The sequence below is a fragment of the Mucilaginibacter sp. genome, from assembly GCF_041663085.1.
GTDB lineage: Bacteria > Bacteroidota > Bacteroidia > Sphingobacteriales > Sphingobacteriaceae > Mucilaginibacter.
In genome coordinates, this window is record NZ_JBAZRC010000149.1 from 1 (window position 1) to 12,052 (window position 12,052).

The following is a 12,052-nucleotide window of genomic DNA, read 5'->3' on the forward strand; positions in this document are numbered from 1 at the left end:
TTGTAAGGCGCACACGTGCAACTTTACGCATTGCTGAGTTTGGTTTTTTAGGGGTAGTGGTGTACACACGGGTGCACACGCCTCTTCGCTGTGGACAGCTGTCCAACGCTGGTGACTTACTCTTGTCGACCATAGCTACTCTACCTTTTCTAACTAATTGCTGAATAGTAGGCATTTTTGCTTATTTGTATTTACAGTTTTATCCTTATTTTAAGGACTGCAAAGGTAGGTACTATTTTTTGATTTTCAAGGGCTTGCAAGAAAAAGTTTTTTGTAAAGGATTGATTAGGTGGAGAGAGTGTGTTCAGGTGATACCCTTTCGCCTACCATCCTGTCATTCTGAGCGATAGCGAAGAATCTAAAACCACGCGATAGGTTACCTTTTTTATAATAGTTGTATTAACGCGTATGCAGGCATTAGTATCAAGAACTTTCGCTTTTTATAAAAGTTATAAAGCAACTATAATAGCGTATTTGTTCTATTTATTATTCTGGTGGTGCAGCTTAAGTACGCAATTAAGGTATAAAGCCGCAATTGATCATATAAATGCGGGAGAAAGATTAGCCTGGGATGAGGGTGTGATGTATTGGTATTTACTAACTTTTGCAGTTAGTATAGGGGCAACAATTGTAATGCTTTTAAACGTAGCACTAAATAAAGAAGCCCGCGACTTCTACTTCGTAATGAGCATATTTACTATTATGCCTTTAATGATTTATCTTTCTATATACGATTATAAACTTTAAAAAGCACTACTGTCTTAGCCGATCCCGCTTTTGATATGATCTTGGTTTCTGTATAAGTAATTATATGAAATAAAATGGTGGCGATATTTTGTCAGTAGCTGGATTTTAAAATAACTGATTATCAACCATTTATTAACGTTCACAGGTGTTCACGGTAGTGAACGTGAACACTTTTGAGTTACCGGGGCCGTTTAAGGACGTTTTAAGGCGTTTTCAGGACGGTTTTTGGTACAACTTTTAAAAATTGTTAAATCTAAAATCAACTATTTAAAAATATTTTTTTGCTAATTAAACTAAAATTATACTTTTGCCACCCCAACGCGAAAGTAGCTCAGTTGGTAGAGCACGACCTTGCCAAGGTCGGGGTCGCGAGTTCGAATCTCGTCTTTCGCTCAAAATCCCTCCCATAAACCGGAGGGATTTTTTGTTTTGCGTTTTTTTGTACGCCGCCTAATCTCCCAATCAGTATAAAATTATTATTTTCACCCCTGCATAACCTTATATATGAAACTATTATACCCGCGTTTTTTTATTGCTTTTACAATTATATTATTTGCTGTAACAGGCTGTAAAAAAGATAAGCCGGCTACCAATACTATTCCAAACGTAAGTTTAATCAGGCAGTCGGTATTGCCATCAGGCGATGAAAACTCATTATTTACATTTACATATGATGGCAACCAAAACCTTGTATCTGTTAAGCACCTCAACCCCACATTTAGTAGCAATCAAAACGAGATTATTACTTACGAATATGCAAACGGGCGTATAATCGCAGCAACAACCAAAACAGCTGATAAAACCTCAACAAAAAAATATGTTTACAACGCGGCAGGCCGTCTAACTACTATACAGGTAATCCCTTTACAATATCATCAAATAGCCGATGGCACCTTTGTACCTTACAATCAAATAAAAGATCAGTACAATTTTAGCTATGATAGCGGTGGCAGAATCACCCGTATTGAACTTGTAAATGTATTAGGAATATACAATGATCGGGAGAAACGCTATTATTACGATTATGAATACAATAGTAATAACGAATTGACCAAGCTTACCTGGCAGGAAAAAGGTGATTACCCCGGCGGCAATACCTGGGTATTTGAAGGATGGACAGAAGAAGTTGGTTTTAACCCCGAGGTTATTCGCTCTTTTGATTACGGGGATTTGAATCCAATGGTTCTTTCCTTAATCAAAAAAATGCCAAAGTCTATGAAGATGTACTTTAACACCGATTTGAATGGCAAAGTTTACGATGAACACAAATTTGAATATAAGATAACCAACAAAAAACTGGAAAGTTTAACCACTACCAAAGTATACCACTCCTGGGATACAGATACCATTCTTTTCACCCTTATTTACAAATACGACTTTAGCTATTAAACTACTATTTAATAAGCTTTACCAGCCTTTGCTGTACCACAATGGTATCTTTTGAAAACAATTCTTTGGTAAGATCGGGGTTTAAAAGGTCGTAGGTGTATGAATTGCCATAAACATATGAAGTTCCGTTTTGGTAATGATAATAATATGCCAGTTCTGACAAATATAGCTCCCCCCCTTTTATTGCCAGCCTTAATTGAGGCAGGCTTATTGTAAAGCCACCAAATGGCGCGGGATAAAGCATAACGCTAGTTATTGGCTGTGTTTTACCTATCCCCCCTCCAACAGGATTATACGTCGAAGGGATAGTATCAGGTTTATTACCCTTTATCAATAGCTCAGATGATGATTGTTCGGCAATAAATCCATTAATATCCTTATAGGCATTAATAAACCCCTTAATATATACCCGGCCTGTTACTTTTGAGGCTGCATCTATATTGATATTCAACAGATCGGCCTGTACCGTTTGGGTGACAGGCGTAAAAAGTTCTGTTATTTTTTTGCGGCTTAAATAGTTATTAATAATTGAGGGATCGGTTATTATACCTGCCTGTGTGTACATAACGGGAGCACCAAAATCTGCAATGGTTGATGAGTGGTAGCTACCCTGCAGGTTTGCCAACTTTTCTTCTGGCTTTTTCGATTCCTTTTTGCAGCCTATTGCAGCTAATCCTAATAATATAATTAGTAGTTGTTTCTTCATACAGATATTCAAATCGTCCCGAAAATAGGCAAATACTAATACATTTTATAAAAATGAACAAGCAGAATTTAGTCTAAACCAGTATCTTCAAACCACAAATCAATAAACACATGAAAACAGACCTGTACACCAAAATTATCCTAACCGTTATTGCAGTTGCCTTAACCGTAAACCTGTTTAAAAGCAGCATTACCCCCGCCATGGCTGATACCAAAAAATATGTTACACTGCCAGCCAACCCTGATGGCAGTATCAACGTTAATATTAATAAGACGAACGAAACGATGGATGTAAACATTAAAAGTGTTGACAGAGGGGCTTTTTATTACGTAACGCCAATACCCGTAAAGGTTACCCAATAAAGCGCTAACTATCAGCCAATTGTTTATCTACTGTAATTTTGAATAAACTATCGCATTTGATTTATAGGATAATAATTAAATTAAAAAGATAATTTATTATATTTGTACTAACTAACAGATTAATCAACTGTCGGTTATTAGTTAATTAAAAATTTATGAAAGCAGGTATAGCGCAAGGCCAAGCCTGCTTTTTTGTTTGGTAGAAAATTTAAAAGTTATTGTTAAGTAGTGTTTGGGTACTATTGCCCAGCTTTACGCTCCTTATCTCACCCGCCCCTTCAAAGCCAATAGACAGCCCTACAATATCCCCTATGGTTTGGGTAATAGGCGTGGTAAATATTTGCTTGCCATTTAGGCTAACCTCCAGTTTCATATTCTTTACGGTGCATTTAAACTGCTGAAAAGTATTAAAATCACACCCAAACGCGCTGAGGTCCCTGTTTTTACCATTTATCCATTCGGATGATGTGTACATGCTTAAGGCCGAGATACACCCCTTATCTGCCAGTGGAATAATTATGGTGTTTTGCTTACCCAATATATATATAATTACCCTGCGGCACGATGATTCATCGGGTTTAGAGGTGTTACGTAAGGTGGTTTCCAGCGTAAAATCGCCGCCGTTCAATCCTTTAAACTCCCGCACGTTGCTAAAGCTCACCAACTGGTCGTTAAACACTGTCGATCCGATTTTTTGCGCAAGTGTTATGCTGTTAACACCCAAGGCACCCGGTAAATGTATATCGGCAGCATTTAAATAAGTTGGGGTTGGCTGCTTTTCTATTATCCCTATCCATCCTTTTGTTTTGATGAATACCGGGCTCTCTTTTAAGACCTTCCCGTTCGCAATTAATTTGGCGTTAAAATATCCGGGATAATAATAAATGGAGGTATGCTCTTTTAGCTTCGCTGATATCTTTTCGTTCCGGGATGCATCCCATGATTGCTGCAGCGTAATACTATCAACACCCAGGCCCGATGCATCATAATTAAATACTACTGAGTTTGGCAGGTTATCGGTTACTTTCCTACCCTCGAATTTAACGGGGGCGTTAGTTGCTACTTTTACAACCTGCTTATCCGGTTTATATGCCCATGCTATCACTATGCCTGCTGCTATCGCAACAAGGACCAGTTTCCCTATCAGCGCAAAATGCTTTTTATGCTGAGGCTTAGCAACCTCCTCCGTTTGTTGCGGTTTATGCAGGCTATTCTTAAATGTGCGCCAGTTATCAAAATCAACAAATTTGGCCAGGGCATCTAAAGTAACAGCATTAGGCGAACTATCATACCTTACCCTCCCCCATACCCTTTTCAGCGTGGTAACGCTAAACATGGTACCGGTTTTATCAAAAACAATCCCGGCGAGTTTTTCAAAGTCGCTGTCTGTCCATTCAGCGCTGTTACCCCAATCCAGTTTATCCTCGGCCAGTTTGCGCCATTGGCTAAGGTAAATGTCTTTCTCCTGAATGGTCATGCGGTTGTGAATGGATTTGAATGTACTTGAATATGGCTTTTTAAGGGTATCGCTACACCTTTATCGAAAACAAACATAAAGATGAAAAATAAATATTACTACCAAAAACTTAAACAGTTAACCCTGTTGTTGCTGGCGTTACTAAGCCCCGCCTTAATTTACGCCCAAACAAAACCCGCAAAGCCAATTATTATTCCTTTTGAAGCTTCCCGGTTTGATACTACTATGCAAAAGGCCGAGTTTACAACCTATAAAGGTGTAAAAGCTATGAAGATTCTGTCCGGCAACAAACAGGTAGTTATTAAAGGCCTTACTTTTACCAATGGCACCATCGAGTTTGATACCCAACCGGTTGATGTTAGCCGCGGAGCATTTTTAAGCGTTTACTTCAGGTACCAAAACCCAAACGAAAGCGAGCTGGTTTACTTGCGCTGCAAACCCGACGAAACAGAGCAACGTAACGATGCTATACAATACGCCCCCATTATACATGGCGTAAATCTTTGGGACATTATGGGCCACTTCCAGGCACCGGCACCTATCCGTAATACCGACTGGAACCACATCAAATTGGTTATATCAGGCTTGCAAATGCGCGTCTATGTAAATGATATGGCCAAAGCAACCCTGTCTGTACCAAGGCTGGAAGCCGGCACAACCACAGGTGCCATCGCGTTTGATGGGCAGGCCTATTTTGCTAACCTGGTTATTAAACCAAACGATACAGAATGGTTATCGCCAACCGAAGGCCCCGACCTTACCGATCACGATATCAATTACATCCGTCGATGGGATGTATCAGCTTCGCAATTTTTAGAAAAAGGCCGCGAACTTATTGTTGACGACCAGCCTAAAGACACCACCCAATGGCAGCCCATACTTGCCGAACGCCACGGCCTGATCAATCTTACCCGCAAATTTGGCGGAATGGAAAACCGGGGCGGAGGCGTTCAAAACAAAAACCGCTACGTATGGCTTAAAACCACTATTAAATCAACAAAAGAGCAGGTGGCCAAAATACAGCTTGGCTTTAGCGACGAGGTATATGTATTTATTAACGGAGGCTTGCTTTATGTAGATAAAAACCAATACCCCCAACCTATCCGCAAATACCCTGATGGCAGGCTGGATATTGCCAATTCCACATTTGATATCCCCCTAAAAGCCGGCGATAACCAACTGGTAATAGGCGTATCTAATTATTTTTACGGCTGGGGTATTGTTGCCCGCCTGATGGATCTGAACGGCATCACTATTTTGCAGAAATAGATCATGATAAAGCAGGCGGCCATTCAACACGCCTGCTTTATTTTTCTTTTATCCAGGCAGCGTTTGTTGCCACAAAAGCTTTACTGATATTACCGGCCCCGTCTTTTTCAAACCTTAGTTTAAACCGGGTATCGGTATTATAAAACTCCAGGTCGCCTATCCTGAAAAACTCCAGTTTGTTACCATCCCATGATTGGGTGAGAATGATCCTATTCCCCTTGGCTTCCAACTTTAGAAATATGTCGGCTTTATCTACATTGGTAAACTTACCGGTAAAAGATTTAAGCTTATCCGCAGTAAAAGCGGGATTCTCTAACCCTTTGATATGATAAGCGGCGGCTACATTTGCGGTATCTAATTCCAACGAGCGTTTATAGCTGTTAATAGCCAATTGCTTATCGCCTAAATTTTCGCTGGCTTCGGCAAAACTATCGTAAGCGTTAGCGCTTTGCGGGTACATGATTATCTGCTGCTTAAATATGGCAAAAGCCTGCTTATATCGCATCTTTTTCATTAGCACATATCCATAAGCATTAATATCCCTTTCAGAGAATTGATACCCTTTGCTTTTAAGGTTATTAAACACCACCGGCACATTATTAAAGCCTTGTTGGCGTAAAGCATTATAAAGCCGCGGCATGGTTTCGGGATGGTCATACCCTAATCCCAGCCAGCGCATTGCCCAGGTTGTTTGCTTGCCCATAAAAATATCAACCAGTTGGTCGGTAATTTTTAAGGCTGATGTGCCACGCGTAAAGAAAACCATGCTTTTTTTAGTAACAGGGTTAGCTATAAAAAACGAGTAAAAATCGCCGGTGCTGCCCCAGTGCCACAGCATGTTGCCTTTTTGGTTTTGCTGCAAGCCAAGCCCAAGTCCCCAATTGACATAATCATCTGCTTTGTCGGTAGGGCGGCCAAACCATTGCGCATTGCTTTGTTTACTAAACATCAGCTTTTGCGTAGCTGGTTTTAATCCTTTGCCCCTTAATATGGCCTGTAGAAACAGATTATAATCGTGCGCGTTGGTAAGCAGTGTGAATGCCGCGTTAGGCATCATCGCGGCAAGGTCTTTATTCTCCGGGCCAATTACACTGATATCCATGCCCTGGTTTTGCACATAGGTACTGCTTTGCATCTGCAATGGCTTAAATACTTCTTCCTGCATCACCTGCTCAAGCGGTTTGTTGGTTAGCTTTTCTACCACATTTTGCAAAAACCAGTAGCCCTCGCCCGAATATGAGAAGGAACTGCCGGGTGCAAACAGCAGCTTTACAGGCTCACCAGCATCAAATTCCTGAAACTCCGCCAGGCCAGAGGCATGACTTAAAACCATTCGCGCGGTTATCATACTATATCGCGGGTCTTTAGCGTCGAACCTTTTGTATGCACTTATATAGCGCAGCAATGGCGCATCTAACGAGAGTACGCCCCTGTCATAAAGGCGCAAAACTGCATAAGCAAATACACATTTACCTAATGAACCAGCCCTGAATATGGTGTTTGAGTTTATCTTTTTTGTCAAGCCCTCTTTACCAACACCGGCATTATAAGCCGTTGTTTTACTATTGGTTGTATACACCAATTGAATGCCCGGCAGATTGGCATCTGCCAGTACCTGTTGTAGTATTTGCTGCTTGTTTTTTTGTGCATATAATTCGATACATGGGAAGAGTAACGAAAGTAAAAAGGCAATTCGTTTCATTTTTACGGCTGTGACGATTTAACATTTCAAACATATTGAATTACTCACAAAAACAGAATTATATTTTAAATAATAATATTAAACAAAACTATATTATGAAAATAAACCATATCAGGCATCAATACTATGCAGATATTTTGAATTTACTAAAAATAAAAAAGCCTGCAGTGGTTAGCTGCAGGCTGTACTTAGGTGTATAATTGATCAGTATAGTTTCTTTATTTTAGCACTTCCCGGCTGATAACAATTTTCTGTATCTCGGAAGTCCCTTCGCCTATGGTGCAAAGCTTGGCATCGCGGTAAAACTTCTCTACCGGGAAATCTTTGGTATACCCATATCCGCCGAAGATCTGTACCGCTTCATTAGCGCAGCGCACTGCTACTTCAGATGCATAGTACTTGGCCATAGCCGATTGCTTGGTAACCGGCAAATGGCGGTTCTTCAAATCTGCAGCCTGCATAATTAATAGTTCGGCAGCTTCTATTTCGGTAGCCATATCGGCTAGTTTAAATGCAATCCCCTGAAAGTTGCTTATCGGCTGGCCAAATTGGTGGCGTTCTTTAGAGTAAGCAACGGCAGCCTCAAAAGCGCCTTTAGCGATACCTAATGATAACGCCGCGATAGAGATACGGCCACCATCCAACACTTTCATAGCTTGTTTAAAGCCCTCGCCTTCGGCACCTAATAAGTTCTCTTTAGGTACGCGGCAATTATCAAATATCATTTCGGTGGTTTCTGATGCACGCATACCCAGCTTATTCTCTTTTTTACCTGAGCTAAAGCCCGGTGTGCCCCGCTCAATCACTAAGGCAGAGATACCTTTGCTATCGCCTTTTTCGCCGGTGCGTACCATAACTACAGCAACATCACCGCTTTTACCGTGTGTTATCCAGTTTTTTGAACCATTTACAATATAGTGGTCGCCATCCAATACAGCGGTTGTTGCCATACGCATCGCGTCGCTGCCGGTGTTAGCTTCAGTTAATCCCCAGGCACCAAGCCATTCGGCAGTAGCCAGTTTGGGTAACCAGCGGTGTTTTTGTTCTTCATTGGCAAATGCCAAAATATGACCGGTACATAATGAGTTGTGCGCAGCAACCGACAGGCCAATCGACCCGCAAACCTTAGCAATCTCTACAATGGTAGTTACATATTCGGCATAGCCAAAACCCGAGCCGCCGTACTCTTCAGGTACCAATACGCCCATCATACCTTGTTCGCCTAATTGCTTAAACAACTCTAATGGGAAATGCTGCTCCTCATCCCAGGTCATTACGTTTGGGCGGATATGTTTTTCGGCAAAATCTTTGGCCATCTGGCCTATCATTTTTTGGTTATCGCTTATTGAAAAGTCCATACCCACAGGGGCATCGGTTAGTAAATGATCCATTTTAAAAAGTAGATTTATAATTGGTTGCCGGTAAAACTAATGATTAATTTATGTACTTAAGAAACCCCAAAAGCGGCTCAAATCAACACCAAAACGGTATACGGTACAAATATTAGCTTTAAACACTGCAAGATAAATTTATTATGCATGCATAGCAAATAATATTTTTTCAATTATTTTTTATGATGATAGTTTACTCACCCTATACCCCCTTCTCTGCTTCGCAAAGAGGGGCTTTTATTAACCCTCTTTGCGAAGCAGAGAGGGTCGCGCACGAAGTGTCGCGGGGTGAGTAAATTACAAACAATATATTTTTTCAACTATTTTTCTCCTGCTGACATAGGGCTGTCATACCCTGGTTGTTTCTTTGAATCATAAACCAAAAACAACAACGTTATGTCATTTATCGATTTTTTCCTGAAACAGTTAAACGAAGAAGCTTTAACTACCCGCAACATGTTATCACGCATCCCCGATGACCAATACGATTACAAGCCGCACGAAAAAAGCATGGTGTTGCGCAACCTGGCTACACACATTGCCGAAATCCCAACCTGGGTTACCATGGCGCTGACCACAGACGAACTTGATTTTGAAAACAACGCCTGGGCGCAGAAAAATGTAAACGATACCGCAGCTTTAATGGAGGTTTTTGAAGCATCATTAATTGACGGCCGCAGCCAGCTGATTGCCGAGAACGAAAGCAGATTAAATGAAATTTGGACCTTACGCAGCGGGGATACTATTATTAGTAAAAGAACCCGATTGGAAGTCCTTAGGATGGCGCTTTCACAGATCATTCATCACCGTGCGCAACTGGGCGTTTATTTGCGATTGCTTAATATCCCTATCCCGGGCAGCTATGGCCCTAGTGCCGATGAGCAAAGTTTTACCCCCGAAGAAGCCGTTGCCTAATTAATAAGCCCAAACTGCCTTAAATGATGCTCCAAATGTTTGCCATGCCATATAAGCCACTCGTTGTAATCCATAGGGCCATACGCCCCGTGGTTTACAACGGTACCGGCTTGCTCAAAATAGCGGTCAAAATCTTCCAGTTCCAGCATCAGTTGCTCTATCGCGGCATGCAGATCGGGATATTCATATGCAGCGGGCAATGGCCCTAAAATTAGGTTTGGTGGTATTTGCGCGTTGGTATAGATCCACTTCTGTTTGGCTTGCTTTGCCTGCTCTTCGGGCACATCAAAAACAAAGGTGAATTTTTCGTAGCTATACCTTACCTGCTCAATCATGTGCTCAACCATCTGCTGTGCTGTCATTTTACCCCAAACAGGTATAGCATCCGGCTGCAATTTTAAGAGTAATTGATGCAATGCGTCCCTGTTAACCGGGTATGCCAGTTGGTTCATTATTAATTAACAGATAGTTTCACAATAGTATCTACTGGGTCTAACGTAAGGCCATAGGTATAAATAAACACCCCTTCTTGCTGCTGCTTAAATTTAACTATGTTGCCATTACTCAGCAATACCGCCTTGCTTACCTTCTCTTTTACCTTCGGGATAAAAATATACCCTTCGCCCTGCGGGGTGGTAATATGCACATACATGGTTTTTGCTTTAGTAGTGATAACACCCCATGGCTGCGGTGGTACATAGCTGCCGCGGGTACCGTAAATACTTTCGCCGTTCTTTTGCACCCAGGCGCCAACAATAGCCAGCGTATCAGTAAATTCCGACTGGATCTTACCATTCGGCATTGGGCCTATGTTTAGCAGGAAGTTTGCATTGCGCCCGGCATCATTTACCAGGTAATGTATAATTTGTTTAGATGATTTAAAGCTCCTGTCGTTAATGTTAAAGCCCCAGCTGTTGTTGATGGTTTCGCAGGTTTCCAATGGCAGTTTACCAACAGTTTGGTCGGGCGCGAAGCCGGTGGTGTTGCCGCCCGGCAGGTCTTTTTCAAACATCTGGAAATCCTCGCCATCCTTTGGCGCTACGTGGTGGTTATTGCCTACCAGTATGGCAGGGTTAAGTTTATGGATTAACCCATAAATTTCATCGTAATGCCAGTTAACTTTTGTGCGCTCCCAGTCGCCATCAAACCAAATACCTTTTACACCCGGATATTTAGTGATCAGTTCGGTTAGCTGGTCTTTCATGAATTTAATATAGCTGTCCCAATCGCCTTTAACGGGTTTGCCATCTACTATATCGCTACCAAAAGCATAATCGGGCCTGCCCCAGTCAAGCAACGAATAGTAAAAATGTAGTTCTATACCTTCTTTTTCGCATTCTTTAGCCAGTTCCATCAACGGGTCTTTACGATACGGCGTGGCATCCACAATGTTATACGGCGACATTTTAGTACCAAACATGCTAAAACCATCATGGTGGCGCGATGTAATGGTGATATATTTCATACCCGCCTTTTTGGCGAAGGCCACCCATTCTTTAGCATTAAATTCCTGCGGGTTAAAAAAACCTGCCAGGCGTTTATAACTATCATAAGGGATCTTCTTATTATGCATCACCCATTCGCCATCGCCCAAAATGCTATAGATACCCCAGTGGATGAACAGCCCAAATTTCATATCCTGGAATTTTTGCCGGGCGGCCAGGTTGTCGGCAGTAGGCACGTATGGCCCCTGCGCGTTTGAGCGGCCTGCAATAACAGCAAATAATAAACAAAGCAGTAATAGTTTCCTTCTCATATTGGTAGTATATTTATAGTTGGAATATTTTATCCATCAGAACCCATTTCTCGCCGGCAAGCGCACCTTTTATAGGCTGCTGATATTTCCACATCAGGTTTTCCCATTGCTGTACTTTGGCGTTACCTGCATCCATAGCGGCTTTTTTTGAAAAATTGAAACTTTCATCGGCCTCTATGATCATAAACAAGCGGGTACCTAATCGATAAATCTCCATATTGGTGATACCTGCTTTAGTAATGCTATCCCTTATTTCGGGCCAGATGGCTTTGTGCTGCTCTTCGTATTGGGCAATCAGGTCGGCATCGTCTTTCAGGTCGAGGGTGAGGCAGTATTTT

The 12,052-nt window shown here is 41.6% G+C and carries 12 protein-coding genes, 1 tRNA gene and 1 pseudogene; 6 read left to right on the forward strand and 8 right to left on the reverse strand.

Annotation, left to right across the window (positions count from 1 at the left end):
* Nucleotides 1–175, reverse strand: a pseudogene (locus tag WC615_RS19625) (30S ribosomal protein S12); the annotation flags it as partial.
* 233 nt (nucleotides 176–408) lie between these two features.
* On the opposite strand from WC615_RS19625, the gene WC615_RS19630 reads away from it, so the two are divergent.
* The 3 genes from WC615_RS19630 to WC615_RS19640 all read left to right on the forward strand — a co-directional run bounded on the left by WC615_RS19630 (nucleotide 409) and on the right by WC615_RS19640 (nucleotide 2,136).
* Nucleotides 409–747, forward strand: a complete 339-nt coding sequence (locus WC615_RS19630) for a hypothetical protein (RefSeq protein ID WP_372979764.1) — start codon at nucleotides 409–411, stop codon at nucleotides 745–747.
* A gap of 320 nt (nucleotides 748–1,067) precedes the next feature.
* Nucleotides 1,068–1,140: transfer RNA gene (locus tag WC615_RS19635), tRNA-Gly, on the forward strand.
* Between the two features lie 111 nt (nucleotides 1,141–1,251).
* The gene (locus tag WC615_RS19640; protein ID WP_372979765.1) at nucleotides 1,252–2,136 is read left to right on the forward strand and encodes a hypothetical protein; all 885 of its coding nucleotides are present in this window, start codon (nucleotides 1,252–1,254) and stop codon (nucleotides 2,134–2,136) included.
* Between the two features lie 4 nt (nucleotides 2,137–2,140).
* Here the strand turns inward: WC615_RS19640 and WC615_RS19645 are convergent, their stop codons facing one another.
* On the reverse strand, nucleotides 2,141–2,842 hold the full coding sequence (locus WC615_RS19645; protein ID WP_372979766.1) for a hypothetical protein: 702 nt from the start codon (nucleotides 2,840–2,842) through the stop codon (nucleotides 2,141–2,143).
* 110 nt (nucleotides 2,843–2,952) lie between these two features.
* Here WC615_RS19645 and WC615_RS19650 point away from each other — a divergent pair, with 110 nt between their 5' ends.
* On the forward strand, nucleotides 2,953–3,204 hold the full coding sequence (locus WC615_RS19650; protein ID WP_372979767.1) for a hypothetical protein: 252 nt from the start codon (nucleotides 2,953–2,955) through the stop codon (nucleotides 3,202–3,204).
* A 208-nt stretch (nucleotides 3,205–3,412) separates the two neighbouring features.
* On the opposite strand, the gene WC615_RS19655 is transcribed toward WC615_RS19650, so the two are convergent.
* Nucleotides 3,413–4,681 carry a hypothetical protein gene (locus WC615_RS19655; protein ID WP_372979768.1) on the reverse strand — a complete coding sequence of 423 codons (1,269 nt, stop codon included), beginning with the start codon at nucleotides 4,679–4,681 and terminating at the stop codon, nucleotides 3,413–3,415.
* 81 nt (nucleotides 4,682–4,762) lie between these two features.
* On the opposite strand from WC615_RS19655, the gene WC615_RS19660 reads away from it, so the two are divergent.
* Nucleotides 4,763–5,950, forward strand: coding sequence for a hypothetical protein (locus WC615_RS19660; RefSeq protein WP_372979769.1), 1,188 nt, complete (start codon nucleotides 4,763–4,765; stop codon nucleotides 5,948–5,950).
* A 37-nt stretch (nucleotides 5,951–5,987) separates the two neighbouring features.
* On the opposite strand, the gene WC615_RS19665 is transcribed toward WC615_RS19660, so the two are convergent.
* A complete protein-coding gene (locus WC615_RS19665; protein ID WP_372979770.1) occupies nucleotides 5,988–7,652 on the reverse strand; it encodes a serine hydrolase in 1,665 nt (554 codons plus the stop codon).
* Between the two features lie 218 nt (nucleotides 7,653–7,870).
* On the reverse strand, nucleotides 7,871–9,010 hold the full coding sequence (locus tag WC615_RS19670; protein WP_372979775.1) for an acyl-CoA dehydrogenase family protein: 1,140 nt from the start codon (nucleotides 9,008–9,010) through the stop codon (nucleotides 7,871–7,873).
* A gap of 429 nt (nucleotides 9,011–9,439) precedes the next feature.
* Between WC615_RS19670 and WC615_RS19675 the strand changes: the two genes are divergently transcribed.
* Entirely contained in the window at nucleotides 9,440–9,958 is a 519-nt protein-coding gene (locus WC615_RS19675; RefSeq protein WP_372979771.1) for a DinB family protein, read from the forward strand.
* Here the strand turns inward: WC615_RS19675 and WC615_RS19680 are convergent.
* The 3 genes from WC615_RS19680 to WC615_RS19690 all read right to left on the reverse strand — a co-directional run.
* Nucleotides 9,955–10,410 carry a DUF1569 domain-containing protein gene (locus WC615_RS19680; protein WP_372979772.1) on the reverse strand — a complete coding sequence of 152 codons (456 nt, stop codon included), beginning with the start codon at nucleotides 10,408–10,410 and terminating at the stop codon, nucleotides 9,955–9,957. The two genes, WC615_RS19675 and WC615_RS19680, sit on opposite strands and share 4 nt — an antisense overlap.
* Before the next feature lie 2 nt (nucleotides 10,411–10,412).
* Nucleotides 10,413–11,714: an alpha-L-fucosidase gene (locus WC615_RS19685; protein ID WP_372979773.1), complete on the reverse strand. Its 1,302-nt coding sequence runs from the start codon at nucleotides 11,712–11,714 to the stop codon at nucleotides 10,413–10,415.
* 13 nt (nucleotides 11,715–11,727) lie between these two features.
* A partial coding sequence (locus WC615_RS19690) for an L-rhamnose mutarotase (protein ID WP_372979774.1) occupies nucleotides 11,728–12,052 on the reverse strand: 325 nt, incomplete at its 5' end.